A 20,915-nucleotide genomic window follows, 5' to 3' on the forward strand; every position below is an offset into this window, starting at 1 on the left:
ACCTAAACCCAATAACTAAAGAAATATAATTGAGGTAAAACTCCTCCTACAATACCTAATACAACTTCAGGAAAGGTATGTGCTCTTTCAAAAAGTCGTGATGCGCTTACAAGTCCAAGAAAAATAATGAATAGGCTAATTGAAAATATCATGGGTTCCTGAAAAGATAAGCTTAGACCAATGATAAAACAAACAAGTCCACTTATTCCCAAAGCATGTAAACTTATTTTCACCCTAAACATACTGAAAAGTAGCGATATAATGCCAGAAAAGAGTATCCCAGAAAAGAAATAAAATAGCGTTCGGTAATTGTAGACGTCCAGTATGTTGTTGAGTAAAATAAGAACTAATAATATAAAAAACATTATAAAAAAACGTCTTTCCTTAACATCAGAGAGAGTGTAGTTCTTGATCAGTCTCAAGTTTTTTGCAATAAATAAAAATACTATAGGCAAGAAGATGGTGAGGATAATCACTGCCACAAGTTTGGCAGTTATAATTTGCTGGTCCAAGTAATTTGGGATGGCATAAAAATAAAATAAACAACCTATTACAGGCATCCATAATGGATGTCCTAAGATAGAGAGAAGCTTTGAGCCTCTTTCTATCAACCTCATATTTCTTTTCTCAATCTTGCGACAGGCACATCCAATTGTTCTCGGTATTTTGCTATTGTCCTTCTCGCGATTGGATAGCCCTTTTCTTTAAGTATTTGAGCTAATTTAGCATCAGTATGTGGTTTTTTCTTGTTTTCAGACTCAATCGTCATTTCCAGAATCTTTTTGATTTCTCTTGTCGACACATCCTCGCCTTCCTCATTCTTCATCGATTCTGAAAAGAAACTTTTAATGAGAAATGTACCGTAAGGTGTTTCAACATACTTACTATTAGCTACTCTGGACACAGTACTGATGTCCATATCTATTTTTTCAGCAATATCTTTTAGTATCATAGGCTTTAGAGACCTTTCATCTCCCGAAAGGAAGTATTCTTCCTGATGCATCATAATAGAATACATCGTAGAGTATAGGGTTTCCTGCCTTTGTTTAATGGCATCAATAAACCACTTTGCAGAATCTAATTTTTGTTTGATAAAGAAAACAGCCTCCTTTTGCTCTTTTGTCTTAGTTTTAGCTTCTTTATAGCCTTTCAGCATATTGGAATAATCTCTGGAAATATGCATTTCTGGTGCATTTCTACCATTTAAAGTCAATTCTAATTCGCCATTTTTAATATGAATTGCAAAATCAGGAATAACATGTTCGACTGATTTGCTATTTCCAGAATACGACGCACCAGGTTTTGGATTAAGGTGCTCTATTTCTTCAACTGCTTTTTTCAGTTTTTCTTCTGTAATGTTGAATTTCTGAATAAGTTTATCGTAATGTTTTTTACTGAATTTATCAAAAGCCTCGTCTATAATTTTGTAGGCTAAATCTACACTCTCCGTCTTGTCCTTCCTTTGTAATTGTATAAGTAAGCACTCTCGAAGATCCCGAGCACCGACTCCAGCTGGATCTAAAGATTGTACAATTTTTAATGTTTTCTCGACAGTTTGTTCTTCTGTGTATATATTTTGAGTAAAAGCTAAATCATCAACAATATCTACCAAAGATCGTCGTATGTATCCACTATCATCTACGCTACCTACCAGAAAAAATGCAATTTCTTCTTGATCGCCTTTAAATGAAAACGTTTGTAACTGAGTTTTTAGATATTGTGAAAATGAAGTTCCAGAGGCATAGGGCACTTGTTTGTCTTCATCGTCTGCACTGTAATTGTTGGCTTTTAGCTTGTAATTTGGGATTTCGTCATCGCTTAAATAATCATCAACATCAAATTCAGTTTCAATAACATCACGTTCATCTACATCTGTTTCATTTTTGAATTCGTCTTCAAATTCATCTTTCTCTTTTTCAGCATCAAGAGCTGGATTTTCTTCATATTCCTGCTTTACCCTTTGTTCAAAAGCTAAAGTAGGAAGCTGTATCAACTTCATCAACTGTATTTGTTGCGGTGATAACTTCTGGGATAATTTAAGGTTAAGCCTTTGTTTTAGCATGGTTCTGAGTCAATGGTTTATGCTGAATTTTATTTTAGATCAACTAATTCAACATTAATCAAATCTAAAATTTTACTTCAAGCCATCAATAAATTTAACGAATTTATGTGGTAACTCAGTTTCAATAAATAATCTTTTTTGAGTTTTGGGATGAACAAATCTCAGGGAGCTAGCGTGCAGCAGAAGACTATTGTTTTTATTTTTCTCTCCATAAATAGCATCTCCCACGATAGGATTTCCTTGTGAAGAAAGATGAATCCTGAGCTGATGTGTTCTTCCTGTTTCAGGCCATAAATCTACTAAGCTAAAGATTTTATGCTCTTTTTGAAATGCCTTTCTAACCTGAAATTTTGTCAAGCTCCTTTTTCCGTCAATATCTGTATTGATTTCGCCTTGCTCATGATCAAAACCTCCAGAAACTACAGCTGAATATTTTTTCTGAATTTTATGATGTTCAAAAAGAACCGATAAAAGTGATTTTACCGATTGTGTTTTAGCAATCAATAGAATGCCAGAGGTAGGATTGTCCAATCTGTGAACCGGTTGCGGAAATGGAAGCTTATCTTTTTCCGGACTTTCCTTTAGATTGAATGGCAAAGCATTCTCAATGGTCTTGAAATAGTTTCCATTGGTTGGATATCCGGCAGGTTTATGAATGACAGCCAAAAAATTATCTTCATATAGAATGTCAATTTTTAGATTAAAAACTTTTTTATTACCCTGAGTTTCTTCAGCAAAAAGTTTTATAACCTGCCCATTCTCAACCCAATTTGAAGTGTTGGCTATATTTCCATCAATTGTGATAAGCTCTTTTTTAAGAGTCTTTTTCAAAGCACTTTTAGTCTGGATAGACTGAAAAATGTCTATGCCGTACTCTTGTAAGCGAGTTTTTTCTTTTAAGTTTCCAACTACATGAGTTTCAATGCAGGTTTTTGGTTTAAAATTCTGCATTTTGAGGCGTTCTTGGATAAGGAATTACGTCCCTTATGTTTGACATTCCTGTTGCAAAAAGCACCAGACGTTCAAAGCCAAGACCAAAGCCAGAATGTTTACATGTTCCAAGCTTTCTGGTTTCCAGGTACCACCATAGCTCCTTTTCGTCTACACCACCTTCTTTCATTTTGGAAAGTAGGACATCATAACGCTCTTCCCTCTGAGAACCCCCTGCTATTTCTCCAATCCCTGGGAAAAGAACATCCATGGCTCTTACTGTTTTTTCATCATCGTTGAGGCGCATGTAGAATGCTTTTATATCGGCAGGATAATCATAAAGAACTACAGGACAACCAAAGTGTTTTTCAACCAAATACCGCTCGTGTTCACTTTGTAAGTCAGCGCCCCATTCTTCAATGATGTAGTTGAATTTCTTTTTCTTGTTTGGTTTTGAATTTTTCAAGATCTCAATGGCTTCTGTATAAGAGACTCTTTTGAAATTGTTTTTTAATACAAAATCAATTTTCTCTCTCAGTGGCATTGGTGATCTATCCTTTTCTGGTTTAGACTTCTCTTCTTGTAGAAGTCTATTTTCTAAAAATTCTAAATCAGCTTGACAATGTTTTGAAATGTAATTTAAAACATACTGAATAAAATCTTCAGCTAAATCGATATTCCCTTCCAAATCGCAAAATGCCATCTCTGGTTCTATCATCCAGAATTCAGCTAGATGTCTGGAAGTGTTGGAGTTTTCTGCTCTGAAGGTTGGTCCAAACGTGTAAACCTTTCCTAGGCCAAGGGCATAAGTTTCGGCTTCAAGCTGTCCACTAACCGTCAGGTTGGTTTCCTTTCCGAAAAAATCTTTAGAGAAATCAATTTCACCCGCATCATTTTTTGGAATGTCCTTCATATTTAAACTTGTCACTTTAAACATTTCTCCAGCGCCTTCAGCATCACTTCCTGTTACAATCGGAGTGTTGACGTAGTAGAATCCGTTATCATTAAAATATTGATGAACTGCAAAAGCGAGTTTTGATCTCACCCTCATCACAGCTCCAAAAGTGTTGGTTCTTACTCTGAGGTGAGCTTGTTCTCTGAGTTTTTCCAGAGAGTGTTTTTTTGGCTGAAGTATCGTTTTCTTAACATCTTCAGGATCGGCTTTTCCTAAAATTTCAATTGATTTGACATCAAGTTCAACTCGTTGACCCTTTCCTTCGCTTTCCTTTAAAGTTCCGATGACCGATACTGATGCTCCAGTAGTTATGCTTTTCAAAACTTCCTCGTCAGTATTTTCAAAATCCACAATGCATTGCAAATTATCCAGGCAGGATCCATCATTCAAAGCGATAAAGCGATTACTTCTAAACGCTCTCACCCAACCGTTTACTTTATATTCTTGTAAAATATGATCACTTTCCAGAAGCTCAACTACGTTTTTTATCAGCATTATCAATTGTTTTAGTAAGTAGCAAAGGTAATTTTTTCCTTAAGGCTTTACAATAGCTTTTGAAAAATACAACCTCATTTTATTTAGGTTCGTTGAGTGAATTTTAAATATTTCTATATTATTCCAGATTTAAGTAAAAAGCTTCTTATTTTTGTTTAAAATTAATCTAAATAGATGATGACTGTAGCTAATTTAAAGAAGGGACAGAAAGCTATCATAGGAGAAATGACCTCTCAGGATATTCCTCTCAAGCTTTTAGAAATGGGGTGTTTGCCAGGAAATCATGTTGAACTGATACAGATAGCTCCATTTAGAGATCCACTTTATCTCAACATCAATGATACTTACTTATCAATTAGAAAAGAGACTGCCAAGCTCATCAACGTAGAACTTATTGAGGATGAGTAAACAAATAAATGTGGCTTTAGTTGGCAATCCGAATACAGGCAAAACTTCAGTCTTCAATAACCTTACAGGACTAAATCAGAAGGTTGGTAATTATCCAGGAATCACTGTAGAAAAGAAAGAAGCTATAGTTAAGCTTTCAAGAAACCTTAAGGCCCATATTCTGGACTTACCTGGGACCTACAGTCTCAATGCGACTTCGATGGATGAAAATGTGGTTGTCGAATTGCTGTTGAATAAAAATGACAAAGACTATCCAGATGTTGTGGTCGTGGTTAGCGATATTGAAAATCTCAAAAGGAATCTTCTTTTGTTTACTCAAATAAAAGACCTTGGATTGCCAACCATCCTAGCAATAAACATGGCTGATCGTATGGATAGGAAAGGAATTGAACTTGATATTGAACTCCTAGAAAAGCGGTTGAATACTAATGTAAATCTAATAAGTGCAAAGAAAAATAAGGGATTTGAGGGTTTAAAACAATCCATCATTGATTATAATAAAATTTCTTTGAAACCTTGTTTGGATGCTTCAGCAATAGATAAAGATTATTTTGATTCCTTAAAAAAGGCGTATCCTAACCAAGATCTTTATAAATTATGGTTGGTAATCACTCAAGATGTTAACTTCGGTAAAACCAACAGGAAAAGAATTCCTTCTGAAAGCGGATTTAAACCAAAATCAGATTCAGAAATAAAACGACTTCAGCAAAAGGAAACCATTAAAAGGTATCAATTTATCAATAATACCCTGAAGGAAACCCTAACAAAGGATCTGGCTTTAGCAAAAGGACTCAGAGCTACAATTGATCGATTGCTGATCCATAAAGTCTGGGGCTATGTCATCTTTTTAGCAATTTTATTCTTGATTTTCCAGGCGATTTATGACTGGTCCACTTATCCAATGGATTTTATTGATGAGAGCTTTCTCTTTTTGAGCGAGTTTGTAAAACAAAGTTTGCCAGCAGGAATGCTGACCAACCTTATTTCTGAAGGTATTATTCCCGGTATAGGAGGGATTGTAATTTTTGTCCCTCAAATTGCCTTTTTGTTCCTATTCATATCTATTTTGGAAGAGACTGGATATATGAGCCGAGTCGTTTTTCTTATGGATAGAATAATGCGCAAATTTGGAATGAGTGGTAAAAGTGTTGTGCCTCTGGTTTCTGGAACGGCATGCGCTATTCCCGCTGTGATGGCTGCAAGGAATATTGAAAGTTGGAAAGAGAGACTGGTCACAATTTTGGTCGTTCCTTTTACCACCTGTTCTGCCAGGCTTCCAGTGTATTTAATCATTATCAGTCTGGTAATTCCAGACGAGCGCTGGCTTGGAATTTTTAATTATCAGGCTGTAACGTTGATGCTGCTTTATTTACTGGGATTCGTGACAGCAGTTGCTTCAGGCTGGTTAGCGAGCAAGATGCTTAAGATTGACTTCAAATCTTATTTTGTGGTAGAAATGCCGAATTATAAACTTCCGATTTTTAAAAATGTGGCCCTTACAGTAGTAGAAAAAACAAAATCTTTTGTGTTTGGAGCTGGGAAAATAATTTTAGCTATTTCTATTATTCTTTGGGTTTTGGCGAGTTATGGCCCAACAGATAAATTCGAAAATGCGGAGGAAATCGTATCCTCTACCATTGACCATTCGGAAATGACAGCAGAAGAGCTTGAAACAGAAATTTCCTCTTACAAGTTAAAGAATTCTTACATTGGATATGCCGGTAGAGCAATAGAACCCGCTGTAACTCCTCTTGGCTACGATTGGAAAATAGGTATAGCCATTATAAGTTCATTTGCAGCTCGGGAAGTTTTCGTAGGTACTTTGGCAACTATTTACAGTGTTGGGAGTGAAGATGAACAAACCATAAAAAGCAGAATGGCTGCTGAAACTAACCCAGTCCTTGGAGGACCTTTATTTACTTTTGCAAGTGGAATTAGCTTGTTGTTGTTTTACGCCTTTGCCATGCAGTGTATGAGTACTTTGGCAATAGTGAAGAGAGAGACGGGAACTTGGAAATGGCCTATGATTCAATTATTTGGTATGTCCGGTTTCGCTTATGTAGTTGCTTTAATTGCTTTTCAAATTTTAAAATAAAACTATGTTACAGGAGATATTTGTACTTATTATATTTTTATTGGCGGTGAGTTATCTGGTAAAGAAATTCTTCTTCAAGTCAAAAAACAAGAGCGCAGCCTGTGGCTCTGGCCAATGTGGGTGTGATTAGTTTGATTTGAATTTGTGTATATTTTCTGGAGTAATACAATAGTCAAGTGCTACGTCATGGTCAGAAACTTCTATGTTTTCTTCTTCAGGTTCAAAAAAAGACAAGCCAATTTTTAAAGTTTCAGGTCGGCAGTCCACGAGGAATTTATCATAAAAGCCTTTACCGTATCCAATTCGGTTGCCTTGTTTGTCGTAAGCTAATAAGGGTAAAAATATGACATCAATTTGATTGGGTTCAATTTTGATTCCCTTTACAGGTTCAGGAATATCCCATTTACTCAGTTTTAGTTTTGTAGTGTCTGTGAGCAGAAAATGCTCGAGAGTTTTTCCATTTACTTTAGGTACAACTGCATTGGCATCTTTGCCAAATATGATTTGTAATAGGTATTCCGTATTTATTTCTTTTTGATTAGAAATGCTTAAAAATAAATGGTAAAATTCAAAATCCCAAATATCCAGCTGTAAAGCCTGGTTTGCTATCTTAAGGCTCATATCATCCATTTCAGAAATAGAGAGTTCTTTCCTGAAGATGATATACTTTTTTCTTAAGTCCTCTTTATTCATTTGTGCTTTCCTTGGAAATGTGGAAAATAGCGTCTCCCTGGTAAACGATAGGGGATTGGTTAGCATTGATAATGTAACCGTTATTACTGGCTTTCACTTTATGTCTAAAGCTTCCATAGGGGTCTGTTATTGTAGCAATAAACTCACCTTTTTCAACGAGTTTACCTATTGGAATCTTTATATGAAGCAATCCACTGTATTTTGCTCTCATCCAGTAAGTGCTCGATATAAATTTGGTGTTTTCCTCAGGGTCTTCGATCTCAAAATTTGATTTAAGCATATCAAAATACTTCATGATGCGTTTCAACCCATCAACTCCGTGTTTTGAAATTTCCTTATTGTTATCCTTGGATTTACCACCTTCAAACAATAAGACTGTTTTTCCATGTTTCACACAAGTCATCCTATACGAATTTTTGATTGTTGAGGAGTAAACAGTAAATGGTGCATTGAAAACTCTAGCTAACTCTTCGCCTCTTTCATCTGTTTTATCAATTCGAATTTGCGCAGCGTTAAACCGGCTAGCACCACCAGTATGGAAATCAAAACAATAGTCGGCAGCAGGTAATATTTCAGAAGCAAATTGGTAAGCAAATCTACTGGCCAAGGCGCCTGTTTTAGATCCAGGGAACATTCTGTTAAGATCTCTCCCATCTGGGAATTCACGGGTCATGTTGAGAAATCCAAATACGTTTAAGACTGGGACGCAAATAACAGTTCCTCTTGTGGGCTTATTGATTCCTTTCGAAATAAACTGCCTTACGGTTTCCACTCCATTGACTTCATCTCCATGGATACCTGCTGTTATGAGCAGAACAGGCCCAGGTTTTTTGGCTCGCTGTATAATAACAGGAACTTCAACAGAAGTAGTCGTGTAGAGCTTGGCTGTATTAAAATTTATTCTTGCTTTTTCACCAGGAAAGACTTTTCTGTCCAAGATGTGAAGGACATTTTTAGAATCTATATGGGGCATTATACATTTTTTTCTATGTATTGAATAATACTTCTTGCAATGTCTTTGCCAGTAGCTTTTTCAATACCCTCAAGGCCTGGAGAAGAGTTAACTTCCAAAATTAATGGACCTCTAGAACTTTGTAAAAGGTCAACTCCAGCAACACCAAGTCGCATAGCCTTTGCTGCTTTTATAGCAGCTATCTCTTCTTCATCTGAAAGTTCAATCACTTCTGCCGATCCACCTTGATGTAAATTCGAACGAAATTCCCCTTCTTTTCCTTGTCTCTTCATCGCTCCAACTACATGGCCATCAACTACAAAAACACGTATATCCGCACCTTTAGCTTCTTTGATAAATTCCTGAACAATGACTCTTGCCTGCAATCCATTAAAGGCTTCAATAACCGATTTTGCAGCATTTTTTGTTTCTGCCAATACAACACCAAGTCCCTGAGTTCCTTCCAAAAGCTTAATGACTAAAGGAGTTCCTCCAACTTGTTGTATAACACCATTTACATCTCTGGAATAGTTGGTAAACACTGTTTTTGGTAAACCAATTTTAGCTCTGGAAAGCACTTGCAAGCTTCTTAATTTATCTCTACTTCTTACCAAAGCTTCAGAGTCGATAGTACTAAATGCACCCATCATTTCAAACTGTCTAACCACCGCAGTACCGTAAAAGGTTACAGAAGCACCAATACGAGGAATAATGGCATCTGTGTCTAAAATATATTCACCTTTATAATATATGTTGGGGTTACGCTTTTCAATCACCAAGTCACATTTAAGTGGATCAATGACTTGCACATCATGTTTCCTTTTCTTTGCAGCTTCAACTAGGCGTTTTGTAGAATAGAGATTTGGATTTCTCGATAAAATTTTAATGTTCATGGTAATGGGTGTTATGAGATAGATTTTGTAATTCTGGGTCTACTATAAATTTTTTATTTAAAAATTTACGGCCTAGAAGAACCGGGTGTTTCATTTCTTTTCTATTGCTCAAAGAAAGTGAAATTTTATAAACTTTACCAAAAATTTCAATGTTAGACTTTATTTCATATCTACTTTGGGCAATACCGTTGCTACTCTTTACTCTTATCTTGTTGTAAGTTTTGAAAACAAAGGGTTTATGATCGTATTCTGGATGTTCTTGATCTAGAAAAATGCAATGTAAACCATCTTCTTTTTCTTCAATATTTTCGCAGTGAATAGATGATGTATAAGCGCCTGTGTCAATTTTGATGGAAATGTCTTTCAGATTTAACTCAGGAAAGTTAGCCTTATCCAGTCTGCCGATAATTTTTTTCTTCATATTTATGCAAATTACAAAAATGAATGTATCCAGAATTTTCTCGCGAAATTAATATTATATTTATCATTATAAATAATTAAAAAATGTCCAAAGAAGATTTTTACGAAAACATAAGGAACTCTACGAAATTAAACCATTTTGCAAATCTAGTTAACCTTGCAGCTATCGATGGTGACATCAAACCCATAGAAGAAAAACTCTTAAAGCGTTTTTCAAAGAAATTTGATGTTTCCAAAGAAGATTACGAACGGATATTAGAAAATCCGGCTTCATTTCCTGTTCATGCTATCAATTCTAAACACCAACGCCTGGAATTCCTATTCGACCTTCTCCGCATTATCTACGTTGATAATGTAATGGATGAAGCTGAAGAATTTCTGATTTCTAAGTATGCAGTAGGGCTTGGTTATTCCGATGAACAAGCAGAGGCTATTTTAGAAAAGTCTAAGAAATTATTTTCAAATAATTTCTCGTTTGATCTCTATCTCCACTTCATAGAGTCTCAAGATTACTAAAACTTTAAATTTATTGAGTTGGATGAGCCGCTTTCATGAAGGATTCGGCTTGTTCAACCATTTTTTTGCTCCCACAGAAGAAAGGTACACGTTCATGTAGCTCTGTTGGTTTGATGTCTAGAATTCTCTGGAACCCATCAGATGCTTTCCCGTTTGCCTGCTCTGCAATAAAGGCGATAGGATTGCATTCATAAAGTAACCTCAATTTCCCTTTCTCCGCACTTGAACTTTTCGGATACATATAAATTCCCCCTTTGATCATGTTTCTATGAAAGTCGGATACCAAAGAACCGATATATCGGGATGTGTAAGGATCTTCGTCACGCTGATTTTGACAGTACTTGATATAGTCTTTAACTCCCTGTGGAAAGTGAATATAATTCCCTTCATTGATGGAGTATATTCTTCCATCATCAGGAAATTTCATATCTGGATGTGATAAATAATAGGTTCCTATCGCTGGGTTAAGCGTAAAACCGTTTACTCCATGGCCGGTTGTATATACCAGCATTGTCGAGGTTCCATAAATAATATATCCTGCTGCCACTTGCTGGTTGCCAGGTTGTAAAAAATCTTCCATTTCTACAGGCTGACCTACAGGTGTAACCCTACGATAAATAGAAAAAATGGTTCCTACAGAAACGTTAACATCTATATTTGAACTCCCGTCCAGAGGGTCCATCAAGACGACATATTTGTTCTTGTGATCTTTGTTGTTTCCCTGTATAGTGATGTAATTATCATTTTCTTCTGAAGCTATTCCGCATACAATTTCTCTATTGATGAGGGTTTGTATAAAGGTTTCGTTCGCATAAACATCCAGCTTTTTTTGATCCTCTCCCTGAACGTTTTTACCACCGTAATCTCCTACTATATCTACAAGTCCAGCCTTGTTGACTTCGTGGTTGACCACTTTTGCGGCAAGTCTTATGGAGTTAATGAGTCTGGAAAGTTCGCCAGAGGTATATTTAAAGGATTTTTGATTTTCAATAATAAACTCACCTAGAGTTTGATTGGTATTTTTCATAACGAAAACGTTGTAGTTTTCGCAAAAATAGAAAAAATCGCAAAGTGGTTATCAAATACCTTCATTATTATTACTACTTGACTATTTTTACTCCAAAATACTGAGTTATGGATTTTAAAATCAGATTTGCCACACCAGAGGACTTGGAAGATATGCTAGAGCTCATCCAGGAACTAGCAGTTTATGAAAATGAACCCGACGCCGTACAAGTTACTCTGGATGATTTGTACCGTTATGGATTTGGTGAGGAAGCCATTTATAAATGTTTCGTTGCAGAAGTAGATTCCAAAGTCATGGGAATGGCTTTATTTTATTCAAGATTTTCTACCTGGAAGGGAGAAACAGTGCATTTGGAAGACCTCATCGTTACAAAACCTATGCGTGGTAAATCATTGGGTAAAGCTTTATTCGAATCTGTAATTATGTATGCTAAAACCCGAAAAATTAAGCGAGTGGAATGGGTAGTCCTAGACTGGAATACCAATGCAATCGACTTTTACGAAAAGTATGGAGCCACAGTGTTTAAGGAGTGGAGAACAGTTCAGTTAGGAGAAGATCAAATCAATAATTTAAATTAATTAGTGTAAAAATGCAAGTATATAAGTTTGGTGGCGCCTCTGTGAAAGATGCCAAAGGAGTGAGAAATGTCGCTAAAGTTCTGGAAACTACAGATCCAAAACAAAAGGTTGTAGTTATTTCAGCAATGGGAAAAACTACAAATAAGTTAGAGGATATTATTTCCCTTTATTTTGAAAAAAGCAAAGAATTATCTGAAGCGATATCATCTTTAAAACAGGATCACTACGACATTTTAGACGAGCTTTTTGATAATTCTTCTCATCCAGCTTATACTAAGACTAATTATTTTTTTGATGAGCTTTCAATTTTTTTCGATAGAAATAAATCGCCAAACTATGATTTTGTCTACGATCAAGTGGTTGGTTTTGGAGAATTGATAAGTACAAGTATTGTAAGTTATTACCTGAAATCTGTAGGCATAGAAAACGTCTGGCACGATTGCAGAAATCTTATTGATACCGACAGTATCTATAGGGATGCAGACGTTAACTGGGAAAATACCCAGCAAAAAATACTGAATCATATAAACGAAGACGAATTAAGCATAACCCAAGGGTTTATAGGTTCCGATTCCAATAATTTTACAACCACTTTAGGTCGTGAAGGATCCGATTATACAGCAGGAATTCTCGCTTACTGTCTCAATGCTGAGAATGTGACCATTTGGAAAGATGTCCCTGGGGTTCTTAACGGAGATCCAAATGTTTTTGATGACACCAGTCTTTTAGAGCAAATATCTTACGAAGAGGCGATTGAACTAGCTTTTTACGGAGCTTCTGTAATTCACCCTAAAACTTTGCAGCCTTTACAACAAAAGGAAATACCGCTCTTTGTAAAGTCTTTTTATAATCCTAAAGACCAGGGTACTAAAGTTGGCAAGGGCAAATTGCTCAACCCTCTACTACCATGCTATATCGTTAAAAAAGATTTAGTATTTCTATCGTTATCAACTTTAGACTTTTCATTCTTTGTGGAAGAAAACATCAGTGAAGTCTTTGCCTTATTTCATAAACATCAAATTAAGGTAGATTTGATTCAAAATTCCGCAATTAGTTTTTCAGTGTGTGTGGATAATAAATTCAAAAACGTAGATAAACTGATTGAAATACTTAAAGCTAAATTCAAAGTAGATCATCAAAAGGGAGTATCCCTTTTTACAATAAGACATTATGATGATGTGGCGATACAGCGCATCGAAAAAGACAAGACTGTTTTATTAAAACAACTGCATAAAGAAACCATACAATTTGTGACGGCCTAGTGGATTCTCTTACGCAAATAGTTCTTGGTGCGGCAGTAGGGGAAGTTGTTCTTGGGCGAAAAGTAGGTAACAAAGCTATGGTTTATGGTGCTATTGCTGGCACCATACCGGACTTAGATGTTTTTGTAGGAAATTTTTACGATACAGTCACTGCCTTAGAAATTCATAGAGGATTCTCTCATTCATTAGTCTTTTCACTTTTAGCTGCACCAATTTTTGGATTTATTATCTCCAAAATCCATGAACAAGCCACCTGGAAAGATTGGTCCTTACTCATGTTTTGGAGTTTGTTCACCCATCCGCTATTGGATTGTTTCACCACCTGGGGTACACAATTATTCTGGCCTTTGGATCTTAGAATTGCATTCAAGTCAGTCTTTGTGATTGATCCCCTATATACCCTTCCATTTTTAGTGTGTCTTATTGCCGCCTCTCGATTGAATAGAGCTTCAGTAAAGCGAATGAAGCTTAACAGATTGGGTTTAATTTTAAGTACAAGTTATTTGCTGATAACTTTAGTAATGAAGGGAGTAACGTTTTCAAAATTTGAGGAGTCTCTGCGAGATCAAAATATTTCATATTCCGAAATTGAAACTAAGCCAACGCCGTTCAATACTTTACTTTGGTCTGCCAACGTAAAAACTGAAGACAACTTTCTTATAGGTGAGTATTCTATTTTTGATACAAAACCTGTTGAGTTTAGAGCTTATCCTAAACATCATGAGAAGATTGATCACCTGCGTGAATATGAAAACTTGGAAAGGCTAATCAATGTAACTCAGGGATGGTATACTATTTCTGAAATTGAAGGCGAGTTATTTCTGAATGATCTCCGGTTTGGATTATTGAGTCTAAATCCAAAATCTAAACGATTTGCGTTTACCTATAAATTAGAAGAAGAAAATGGAGCTCAGTTAAACATTATAGAGGAACCCAAAACCAGGGGGGATGCTAAGAAACTTTTCTCTGAGTTATGGACTAGATTAAAAGGCAACTAATCTTCACTAAGTTCAATGATATTTACTTTTTCTTCATTGAGGATTCTCCTTTTTAGAACATAAGAATTGTCATTATAATTAGTGTAAACATTGTCTTTATTTAAAGTATCACTTTTATATATATAAATATAAGACTGTGCTGGATCTTCATCGAGCATAGATAAATGTATGATCTTAGATTCCTTTTTCACAAACGGCAAATACCCGGGGAGTTTTTCGTTTCTGATGCGTTGGTCCATAGTCATATTTAATGCCACGGATTCCACAAATCTTAAGTCATTTTCTCTGTAAAACCTGTCTTTGGGACTTAAAGTGTTCCAGTAGGAAATAAGTGAATTGTATTGATCCAATACATTTTGATTGATGTCAATTCCGTCATAATTAGTTATAATTTTGCGTTGAAGATTGATGATCTGGATAGGTGTAGACCTGATCTGGTATTTGATATTTTCTATGCTATTCTCTGACACAGAAGGGTTTACAATTAGAGTAATGCTGGGAATATCATTTTGATTGAGATTGGATTCATTGTAAAGCTGACTTACTTTTTTGAGCGTAGAGTTTAAGGATATGGTGTCTAAGTCAATGACAACAAAACTATCATTGAGTATCTCGACAATAGCTATGGTTTCAATTTTATTGTTATCTTGAGCTGTCGAATTGAAAGTGACATTTAACAATAAAAAGAGGAGTATATAATATTTCATAATTAACTTTTAAACAAAAATAACTATTTTCAATTTAAACCGTTCTTATGTGTGTAAGTCGTAAATACATAAAATTGTATTGTTTAGTTGCTTTAATTTGAATATTTTTTCAGAAAAATAGAGTTGCTAAATTTGAATAACTTAAATTTGCTAATTAATTGAACTCTACCAGAGTGCATTTATGAGAATAAAAAAACCAATCTTATCTATATTTTTTTTCCTGTTGGGCTTAGCTACTACATTTGCTCAAGGTGGAGGCCCTCCAAGTCCACCTGATTTTGAAGGTGATATACCTGTCCCAATAGACGATCATGTTTGGGTTTTGATTGTAGTAGCAATCGTAGTTGGTGTTTTCATTCTCAAATTTCAGAAAACTCAAACTTCCAAGTAGTTCGTTTTGTTTCTTTTTCTAAAGTCAAAAACTATTATTCCAATAACTACTACATATTCGATAGCTATCAATAGGTAATTTTCTTCCACTCCATAACCATTGTAAGCTGAGTAACTTAAAAACACCAGCCAACTCCAGACTAGCATATATTTATATGTTGTAAAAATGCTTAAAAACAAGGGCAACATCAGATACCAGGGATGTACAGTGGTTGATAGTAAATAATATGCTGTTGCCGCAAAAAGCATATAAGTCATCAATGTTTGGAAATCAATTCTCCTATGTCTAAAGCTGAGAAAAAGGATACTTAGTAAAGTCACTATAGTCAGTGAGATTCCAATAATTTCAATTTGATTATACCCTGTCCACCAATAGCCAATTTCTCGAAGCACATAATAGATGCTTGCATTAAACTCAAAAGAAGTAAAGTATAAGCTCAAAGTCTTAGAACTCTTAGAGAGAATTTCAGGATTCCAGAAAAAACTATAAGATATGATAAGGCCCAACATCAGTAGGGCTATATATTTCAGGTAATTCAAAATTTGGTCCCGATTCAAAACCTTCAATTTCTTATTGAAATAAGGTAAAACCAGCGGAAGAAACATTAGTGGAAGCATTTTAGAAGCGACGGCACCTGCAAGTCCTAGAGCCGATAAATACACTTTTGAAGTGTATAGATAGTATAAACTTAAAGCCAGAAAAAATAACATCACCACTTCAAAATGCAAATTGAATGTGGATTCTAAAATCACTAGGGGATTTAGGATAAAAAACAAAATCTGGGATTTTGGCAGCTTTAAATGCGATAAAATTTTAAGTCCAAACCAAACGATGCCGATTTCTGCTGCGATATTAAAAAGTCTTAGGACAATAATGTTCAGAATAAGACTAGACTGTCCAATAGCATAACTTAAAGTGTAAATCAATTGTGCAACAGGCGGATAAGTAGAGTAATTTGAAGCGTTTAGATCTCCCATTCTATCATAAAGCAGGCCTTGAAAGTCTTCCATCTCGATCGTATGGCTTTCAACAAGTTCCTTAGGCAGATGCAAATAAGGATTGATACCTTGGTTGTAGAGCATTCCATCCCAAACAAACCGATAAAAATCCTGAGATAATTCTGGGATTGAGAATAGGAAAATGAACTTTAATAGAAAACTCAATAAAATCAGATAGCTAAGTCTTATACCACTTTTATAGAGATAGAAGGAGAGACCAAAAGCTGCCGTATATAAAGAAAAAAGTAACCAAAATTGAGACCTTTCCAATTCGTAACCCAGCCAGTAATAAATGAAACAAAGCGAGATGATGCTTAAAACCTTTGTCCATGTATTTAGTGCCTCAGCTCTCATTAAGCATTTGAGAAAATCGTTTTGAAGGATATAAATCCAAAACCAAACACAAGCATCAAGTGAAAAATCACTAAGCCGAAATCTTGTGTGATGTAGGCGCTATAAAGTCCGTAAATGAAATAACCAAATAACAAAACTTCAATACCGTTGAGTATCGAAAGTTTTTTATTGATGTAGGTTTTGCCCTTCCAGGTATCGGTATCCGAAGAAATATCAAATTTTGGAGTACGGATAAAGGCTGATTTTTTATTGAAGTGTCCTTCCAGAATGGCTAATGTATTATGAACAGATAATCCCATCGCGATAGAAAAAAAGGTAATAAATAAACCTGTAAATTTCAAAAGGGATAATGAATTTCGGTTATGAATCTCTTTATAACTCGTCCAATAACCATAAATGAAAAAGACAGTACTGATTCCCATAGCTGCCAAAATATAAAAAATGCTATCCCAAGAACCTTGCTGGAATTTGATATACAAAATAGGAATACTGAGGATCGCGACAAGCAAAATCAGTAAAAACATACTTGAGTTGAGCAAATGAAAACAGCTGTGAAGTTTGGACATAAAACTTAAGTCTTTACTTTGAACAACAGATTTGAAGTTTTTTCTGAAATTTTCTGCGGCTCCTTTATTCCAGCGAAATTGTTGTGACCTTGCCGCGCTCAAAACTACGGGAAGCTCTGCGGGAGTTACTACATCTTTAAGATAGGTGAATTTCCAGCCTTTAAGCTGAGCCCTATAGCTCAAGTCCAGATCTTCAGTTAAAGTGTCACCTTGCCAATTTCCAGCATCTTCAATGCAAGATTTTCTCCAAACTCCGGCAGTTCCGTTGAAGTTAATAAAATGACCTCCAAACGATCGTCCTACTTGTTCAATAAGAAAATGAAAATCCAATGCGAACGCCTGGATTTTGGTGAGAATGCTATAGTTTCTATTAACGTGCCCCCAGCGCGTTTGCACAACGCCTACATTTTCCTTGTTAAAGTGTGGTATCGTCAATTTTAACCAATCTGGTTGAGGTAAAAAGTCTGCATCAAAGATCGCTATAAAATCACCCTCCGCTATTTTCAGACCTTCTTTGAGAGCCCCAGCTTTAAAGTTTTTACGATCAGTTCTATGAATGTATTTGGCATTGACTCCCTTTTCTATCAGCTCTTGAGTGAGTTGTTCAGTGTAAGTTTTAGAAGAATCTGTAGAGTCATCAAGAACTTGAATTTCTAATTTTGATGAGGGATAATCTAGTTTTGATATGTTTTCAAGTAAACGTTTTACTACATATTTTTCGTTGTAAAGGGGAAGTTGAACTGTCACTTTTGGCCAGTGAGTTGGATTAGCAACAGGTTTTACTTTTTGTTTTTTCGTTTTCTTATAGTTAAGAACAAGCTGAAGCTGTAACAAGCTGTAGATGAGAATCACCAGGAGTGCAAAACTGTAAAGTCCAACGATGATGTAATCTAAAATCATTTGAAAGTGTATTTAAAAATCCAGCCTAGTATTTTTACCCCAGCCATAACAGCTCCTTTTATGGTTCCAGAAACTTTGGATGTTCCAATCCTGTTTCTATAATTCATTTTAACCTCGGTGTAGCTTAAATTTTGTTTCAAAGCTTTCAATTGCATTTCTACGGTCCAGCCGTAGGTTTTATCTTCCATGTTCAAATCTAAAAGCTTTTCATATTTAATAGCCCTAAAAGGTCCCAGATCTGTAAATTTCGAATTAAAAAATAAGCGCATCAAACTTGTAGCTAACCAATTTCCGAAAATTTGAGGAAATGTCATAGAGCCAGGTTCTCGTTTAGACTTTACTCTGGCACCAATCACAAGGTCTATATCATCTTCAGTAATTGGTTTCAAAAGCTTATCCATTTCATCGGGATAATCGCTGTAGTCTCCATCGAGAAAAACTACTATATCGGTAATGTCTTCCAAGTTTTGCAAATAAGAAAGTCCATTTAAGCAGGCATATCCATAACCCATATTGGGCTCGTAGAGAATAGTTGCCCCAGCTTCCTTCGCATTTTTAGACGTCTGGTCTGTTGAGTTATTATCCACTACAATAACTTCAGAAATATGCGAAGGAATATCGTTGACGACCTTCGCTATAGAGCTTTCTTCATTATAGGCAGGGATGATGACACGGACTTTATTCATAGGTCGCGAAAATACATTTTTAAAGGTTAGTCGTTTTACATTCAGCTTTATTTCATGAGTAATTAAACCTTAATTAACTTATTTTCGTAAATATCTATAAGCGAGTTTTTTATAAAATTGTAGATAAAACTAGATTTGCATAATAAATTTAAAGAGGTAGATTTAGAAAAAATTTCGAATGCAACCAGATGAGCTTATTTTACAGTTAAAGCAAAAGAATGAAGTCGCTTTTTCCCAGATTTACGATATGTATTCTGAAAATATTTTTGGAATTATAAATACTATAGTCAAAGATGCAGAGATAGCAGAGGAGGTGCTGCAGGATGTATTTATCAAAGTATGGGACAAGTCTGACTCCTATTCTAGTGAGAAAGGTCGCTTTTTTACTTGGCTTCTGAATATTTCCAGAAACGCTGCTATAGATAAAGTAAGATCTAAAGCTTATAAGAACAAACGTAAAAATTCAGATTTTGATGATTTTTCGTTTTTCATAAAGGACGACATGGATCTTGACAGCATAAGCGATGGGTATGGAATCAAAAAATTTGTGGATAAGTTGAAGCCTATGTGTGTGAAGTTGATCGACTTGTTATTCTTCAAAGGGTATACCCAAAAAGAAGCTTCAGAAACTTTGGAAATCCCCTTAGGAACTGTAAAATCCAGGAATAGAACTTGCTTAAATTCATTAAGAGATACATTACAATAATTATGACTACAAAAGAATATATAGAATCCGGATTACTTGAGCTTTACGTTTACGGAACGCTTTCTGGAAAAGAGCAAGCCCAAGTTGCCAGGGATGTTGCTCAAGATTCGGAATTGCAAGCTGAGGTAAAAGCCATTGAAAAAACTTTGTTAGAACTTTCTAAGGCAACATCTTCTGGTGTTAATCCTTCTGTTAAGAAAGAGATTTTTAGAATTGTTACAGAAAAATCTACAGTGCTAAAACCTAAGGTGAAAATAATAACGTCCAATTATTCATACTTTGGCTGGGCTGCTGCCATACTACTTTTAGGTGGTATTTTATGGATGATGAAATTAAATCAAGATCTCGAAGAACAGATCAATCTTGTTAATGAACAACTAGAAACCAAAGAGATTCAGGTAGCAAATTCCAATCAAAACGTGCAAAAACTCGAGGACTTGCTTATACAAATGGCTCAGCCTGGGACTCGTAAATTCATACTTCCAGGCAACGAACTCAACGCACCCAATTCCTCTGTAGCCGCATTTTATGATAAAGACACAGGTGAATTAATTCTAGACATTAGTCGTTTGCCAGATGCGCCGGAAGGAATGGTTTATCAAGCGTGGTCACTGAAGTTTGAACCACTTACTCCTAATAGTATTGGACTTTTGGCTGCATTAAATTCTCCTGGAAACAAAATTTTCAGACTGGGTGATATACCGGAATCTGAAGGTTTTGGAATCACTTTAGAGCCAGCAGGCGGAAGCGAGCAACCCAATCTAAATCAACTTTTTGCCTTAGGAACAGTTTCATCTTAATTCAGCCTCCAAATTTCAAAATTGAGAGCGGCTGCAAATATAATCCAGAGAATATAAGGAATAAGCAAGTAGGCAGCAGTATTGCTTACAATCTTAAACCACTTGAAGGTGATTAAAACCAGGACGATGAGTGCTACAATGATAAAAAGAGCTACGAGTGGTGACTGGTACCCAAAGAAGGTTACAGACCAAGAGGCATTCAAAACGAGCTGAAAACCAAAATGATACAATGCGGACTTTACCCAAAGATGATGAAAACCTTTGCTCCATACCAGTCCGGCTGCAACACCCATCAAGACATAAAGCAAGGTCCAAACTGGAGCAAAAAGCCAACTTGGCGGATTAAAAAAAGGCTTTTCCAAAGTTGTGAACCAAGTGTTAACGCTGGTTTGTGTGGCAATTGAGCCTAAAAAGCCTATGCCCAAACAGACTACAACTCCAATTAATATCTTAACTACTGTATTTATTTTCATGAGTGTCTTTCTAATAAGCAAAATATTAATATTTTTCAAGATCTACAACC

General features: G+C 35.6%; 23 protein-coding genes. 9 read left to right on the plus strand and 14 right to left on the minus strand.

Annotated elements, in window-relative coordinates; all coding sequences use genetic code 11:
* Positions 1 to 2: 2 nt before the first annotated feature.
* The 4 genes from LB449_RS11225 to asnS all read right to left on the minus strand — a co-directional run bounded on the left by LB449_RS11225 (position 3) and on the right by asnS (position 4,442).
* Positions 3 to 617: a hypothetical protein gene (locus LB449_RS11225; protein ID WP_224455191.1), complete on the minus strand. Its 615-nt coding sequence runs from the start codon at positions 615 to 617 to the stop codon at positions 3 to 5.
* Positions 614 to 2,062 carry an RNA polymerase factor sigma-54 gene (gene rpoN, locus LB449_RS11230; RefSeq protein ID WP_224455192.1) on the minus strand — a complete coding sequence of 483 codons (1,449 nt, stop codon included), beginning with the start codon at positions 2,060 to 2,062 and terminating at the stop codon, positions 614 to 616. Before rpoN ends, LB449_RS11225 begins: the two co-directional genes overlap by 4 nt.
* Positions 2,063 to 2,134: 72 nt before the next feature.
* Complete coding sequence (locus tag LB449_RS11235; protein ID WP_224455193.1) at positions 2,135 to 3,013, minus strand: RluA family pseudouridine synthase; 879 nt, start codon at positions 3,011 to 3,013, stop codon at positions 2,135 to 2,137.
* A complete protein-coding gene (asnS, locus tag LB449_RS11240) occupies positions 3,000 to 4,442 on the minus strand; it encodes an asparagine--tRNA ligase (RefSeq protein WP_224455194.1) in 1,443 nt (480 codons plus the stop codon). Before asnS ends, LB449_RS11235 begins: the two co-directional genes overlap by 14 nt.
* A 174-nt stretch (positions 4,443 to 4,616) precedes the next feature.
* Between asnS and LB449_RS11245 the strand changes: the two genes are divergently transcribed.
* Complete coding sequence (locus LB449_RS11245; RefSeq protein WP_224455195.1) at positions 4,617 to 4,850, plus strand: FeoA family protein; 234 nt, start codon at positions 4,617 to 4,619, stop codon at positions 4,848 to 4,850.
* Positions 4,843 to 6,945, plus strand: coding sequence for a ferrous iron transport protein B (feoB, locus tag LB449_RS11250; protein ID WP_224455196.1), 2,103 nt, complete (start codon positions 4,843 to 4,845; stop codon positions 6,943 to 6,945). The genes LB449_RS11245 and feoB overlap by 8 nt, the downstream gene beginning before the upstream one ends.
* Before the next feature lie 126 nt (positions 6,946 to 7,071).
* Here feoB and LB449_RS11260 read toward each other — a convergent pair whose 3' ends face one another.
* Genes LB449_RS11260 through LB449_RS11275 form a run of 4 tightly spaced genes read right to left on the minus strand, consistent with a single transcriptional unit; the run spans position 7,072 to position 9,904 of the window.
* On the minus strand, positions 7,072 to 7,638 hold the full coding sequence (locus LB449_RS11260; protein ID WP_224455198.1) for a 5-formyltetrahydrofolate cyclo-ligase: 567 nt from the start codon (positions 7,636 to 7,638) through the stop codon (positions 7,072 to 7,074).
* Complete coding sequence (locus tag LB449_RS11265; RefSeq protein WP_224455199.1) at positions 7,631 to 8,611, minus strand: succinylglutamate desuccinylase/aspartoacylase family protein; 981 nt, start codon at positions 8,609 to 8,611, stop codon at positions 7,631 to 7,633. Before LB449_RS11265 ends, LB449_RS11260 begins: the two co-directional genes overlap by 8 nt.
* The gene (gene rimK, locus LB449_RS11270; protein ID WP_224455200.1) at positions 8,611 to 9,483 is read right to left on the minus strand and encodes a 30S ribosomal protein S6--L-glutamate ligase; all 873 of its coding nucleotides are present in this window, start codon (positions 9,481 to 9,483) and stop codon (positions 8,611 to 8,613) included. The genes LB449_RS11265 and rimK overlap by 1 nt, the downstream gene beginning before the upstream one ends.
* A complete protein-coding gene (locus LB449_RS11275; protein ID WP_224455201.1) occupies positions 9,473 to 9,904 on the minus strand; it encodes an ATP-dependent zinc protease family protein in 432 nt (143 codons plus the stop codon). The genes rimK and LB449_RS11275 overlap by 11 nt, the downstream gene beginning before the upstream one ends.
* A gap of 83 nt (positions 9,905 to 9,987) precedes the next feature.
* Between LB449_RS11275 and LB449_RS11280 the strand changes: the two genes are divergently transcribed.
* Complete coding sequence (locus tag LB449_RS11280; RefSeq protein ID WP_224455202.1) at positions 9,988 to 10,419, plus strand: TerB family tellurite resistance protein; 432 nt, start codon at positions 9,988 to 9,990, stop codon at positions 10,417 to 10,419.
* 10 nt (positions 10,420 to 10,429) lie between these two features.
* On the opposite strand, the gene fbp is transcribed toward LB449_RS11280, so the two are convergent.
* Positions 10,430 to 11,446, minus strand: coding sequence for a class 1 fructose-bisphosphatase (fbp, locus tag LB449_RS11285; protein WP_224455203.1), 1,017 nt, complete (start codon positions 11,444 to 11,446; stop codon positions 10,430 to 10,432).
* Between the two features lie 107 nt (positions 11,447 to 11,553).
* Here fbp and LB449_RS11290 point away from each other — a divergent pair, with 107 nt between their 5' ends.
* From LB449_RS11290 to LB449_RS11300, 3 genes are read left to right on the plus strand one after another with little or no spacing between them, the layout of a single operon-like run.
* Positions 11,554 to 12,024 carry a GNAT family N-acetyltransferase gene (locus LB449_RS11290; protein WP_224455204.1) on the plus strand — a complete coding sequence of 157 codons (471 nt, stop codon included), beginning with the start codon at positions 11,554 to 11,556 and terminating at the stop codon, positions 12,022 to 12,024.
* A gap of 11 nt (positions 12,025 to 12,035) precedes the next feature.
* Positions 12,036 to 13,286 (plus strand): aspartate kinase, encoded by a 1,251-nt coding sequence (locus LB449_RS11295; protein WP_224455205.1) that lies wholly within the window; start codon positions 12,036 to 12,038, stop codon positions 13,284 to 13,286.
* Positions 13,286 to 14,284 (plus strand): metal-dependent hydrolase, encoded by a 999-nt coding sequence (locus LB449_RS11300; RefSeq protein WP_224455206.1) that lies wholly within the window; start codon positions 13,286 to 13,288, stop codon positions 14,282 to 14,284. Before LB449_RS11295 ends, LB449_RS11300 begins: the two co-directional genes overlap by 1 nt.
* Here LB449_RS11300 and LB449_RS11305 read toward each other — a convergent pair.
* Entirely contained in the window at positions 14,281 to 14,991 is a 711-nt protein-coding gene (locus LB449_RS11305) for a hypothetical protein (protein WP_224455207.1), read from the minus strand. The two genes, LB449_RS11300 and LB449_RS11305, sit on opposite strands and share 4 nt — an antisense overlap.
* 181 nt (positions 14,992 to 15,172) lie before the next feature.
* Here LB449_RS11305 and LB449_RS11310 point away from each other — a divergent pair, with 181 nt between their 5' ends.
* A complete protein-coding gene (locus tag LB449_RS11310) occupies positions 15,173 to 15,382 on the plus strand; it encodes a hypothetical protein (RefSeq protein WP_224455208.1) in 210 nt (69 codons plus the stop codon).
* On the opposite strand, the gene LB449_RS11315 is transcribed toward LB449_RS11310, so the two are convergent.
* The 3 genes from LB449_RS11315 to LB449_RS11325 are packed head-to-tail and all read right to left on the minus strand — an operon-like array spanning position 15,367 to position 18,886.
* Complete coding sequence (locus LB449_RS11315) at positions 15,367 to 16,734, minus strand: glycosyltransferase ArnT-like protein (RefSeq protein WP_224455209.1); 1,368 nt, start codon at positions 16,732 to 16,734, stop codon at positions 15,367 to 15,369. The genes LB449_RS11310 and LB449_RS11315 overlap by 16 nt on opposite strands.
* Positions 16,734 to 18,200 (minus strand): cellulose synthase family protein, encoded by a 1,467-nt coding sequence (locus LB449_RS11320; protein WP_224455210.1) that lies wholly within the window; start codon positions 18,198 to 18,200, stop codon positions 16,734 to 16,736. Before LB449_RS11320 ends, LB449_RS11315 begins: the two co-directional genes overlap by 1 nt.
* Complete coding sequence (locus LB449_RS11325) at positions 18,197 to 18,886, minus strand: glycosyltransferase family 2 protein (protein ID WP_224455211.1); 690 nt, start codon at positions 18,884 to 18,886, stop codon at positions 18,197 to 18,199. The genes LB449_RS11320 and LB449_RS11325 overlap by 4 nt, the downstream gene beginning before the upstream one ends.
* A gap of 178 nt (positions 18,887 to 19,064) precedes the next feature.
* On the opposite strand from LB449_RS11325, the gene LB449_RS11330 reads away from it, so the two are divergent.
* Together LB449_RS11330 and LB449_RS11335 are read left to right on the plus strand one after the other, a co-directional pair.
* Positions 19,065 to 19,592 carry an RNA polymerase sigma factor gene (locus tag LB449_RS11330; protein ID WP_224455212.1) on the plus strand — a complete coding sequence of 176 codons (528 nt, stop codon included), beginning with the start codon at positions 19,065 to 19,067 and terminating at the stop codon, positions 19,590 to 19,592.
* A gap of 2 nt (positions 19,593 to 19,594) precedes the next feature.
* The gene (locus LB449_RS11335) at positions 19,595 to 20,392 is read left to right on the plus strand and encodes an anti-sigma factor (RefSeq protein ID WP_224455213.1); all 798 of its coding nucleotides are present in this window, start codon (positions 19,595 to 19,597) and stop codon (positions 20,390 to 20,392) included.
* Here the strand turns inward: LB449_RS11335 and LB449_RS11340 are convergent.
* Positions 20,389 to 20,865, minus strand: a complete 477-nt coding sequence (locus tag LB449_RS11340; RefSeq protein ID WP_224455214.1) for a TspO/MBR family protein — start codon at positions 20,863 to 20,865, stop codon at positions 20,389 to 20,391. The genes LB449_RS11335 and LB449_RS11340 overlap by 4 nt on opposite strands.
* Positions 20,866 to 20,915: the final 50 nt, after the last annotated feature.

It is taken from the genome of Psychroflexus lacisalsi (assembly GCF_020164495.1).
Taxonomy (GTDB): Bacteria; Bacteroidota; Bacteroidia; order Flavobacteriales; family Flavobacteriaceae; genus Psychroflexus; species Psychroflexus lacisalsi.

Coding starts and splice junctions, on each gene's coding strand:
- LB449_RS11225 (WP_224455191.1), bottom strand. CDS start 617: ATGAGGTTGATAGAAAGAGGCTCAAAGCTTCTCTCTATCTTAGGACAT.
- rpoN (WP_224455192.1), bottom strand. CDS start 2,062: ATGCTAAAACAAAGGCTTAACCTTAAATTATCCCAGAAGTTATCACCG.
- LB449_RS11235 (WP_224455193.1), bottom strand. CDS start 3,013: ATGCAGAATTTTAAACCAAAAACCTGCATTGAAACTCATGTAGTTGGA.
- asnS (WP_224455194.1), bottom strand. CDS start 4,442: ATGCTGATAAAAAACGTAGTTGAGCTTCTGGAAAGTGATCATATTTTA.
- LB449_RS11245 (WP_224455195.1), top strand. CDS start 4,617: ATGATGACTGTAGCTAATTTAAAGAAGGGACAGAAAGCTATCATAGGA.
- feoB (WP_224455196.1), top strand. CDS start 4,843: ATGAGTAAACAAATAAATGTGGCTTTAGTTGGCAATCCGAATACAGGC.
- LB449_RS11260 (WP_224455198.1), bottom strand. CDS start 7,638: ATGAATAAAGAGGACTTAAGAAAAAAGTATATCATCTTCAGGAAAGAA.
- LB449_RS11265 (WP_224455199.1), bottom strand. CDS start 8,611: ATGCCCCATATAGATTCTAAAAATGTCCTTCACATCTTGGACAGAAAA.
- rimK (WP_224455200.1), bottom strand. CDS start 9,483: ATGAACATTAAAATTTTATCGAGAAATCCAAATCTCTATTCTACAAAA.
- LB449_RS11275 (WP_224455201.1), bottom strand. CDS start 9,904: ATGAAGAAAAAAATTATCGGCAGACTGGATAAGGCTAACTTTCCTGAG.
- LB449_RS11280 (WP_224455202.1), top strand. CDS start 9,988: ATGTCCAAAGAAGATTTTTACGAAAACATAAGGAACTCTACGAAATTA.
- fbp (WP_224455203.1), bottom strand. CDS start 11,446: ATGAAAAATACCAATCAAACTCTAGGTGAGTTTATTATTGAAAATCAA.
- LB449_RS11290 (WP_224455204.1), top strand. CDS start 11,554: ATGGATTTTAAAATCAGATTTGCCACACCAGAGGACTTGGAAGATATG.
- LB449_RS11295 (WP_224455205.1), top strand. CDS start 12,036: ATGCAAGTATATAAGTTTGGTGGCGCCTCTGTGAAAGATGCCAAAGGA.
- LB449_RS11305 (WP_224455207.1), bottom strand. CDS start 14,991: ATGAAATATTATATACTCCTCTTTTTATTGTTAAATGTCACTTTCAAT.
- LB449_RS11310 (WP_224455208.1), top strand. CDS start 15,173: ATGAGAATAAAAAAACCAATCTTATCTATATTTTTTTTCCTGTTGGGC.
- LB449_RS11315 (WP_224455209.1), bottom strand. CDS start 16,734: ATGAGAGCTGAGGCACTAAATACATGGACAAAGGTTTTAAGCATCATC.
- LB449_RS11320 (WP_224455210.1), bottom strand. CDS start 18,200: ATGATTTTAGATTACATCATCGTTGGACTTTACAGTTTTGCACTCCTG.
- LB449_RS11325 (WP_224455211.1), bottom strand. CDS start 18,886: ATGAATAAAGTCCGTGTCATCATCCCTGCCTATAATGAAGAAAGCTCT.
- LB449_RS11330 (WP_224455212.1), top strand. CDS start 19,065: ATGCAACCAGATGAGCTTATTTTACAGTTAAAGCAAAAGAATGAAGTC.
- LB449_RS11335 (WP_224455213.1), top strand. CDS start 19,595: ATGACTACAAAAGAATATATAGAATCCGGATTACTTGAGCTTTACGTT.
- LB449_RS11340 (WP_224455214.1), bottom strand. CDS start 20,865: ATGAAAATAAATACAGTAGTTAAGATATTAATTGGAGTTGTAGTCTGT.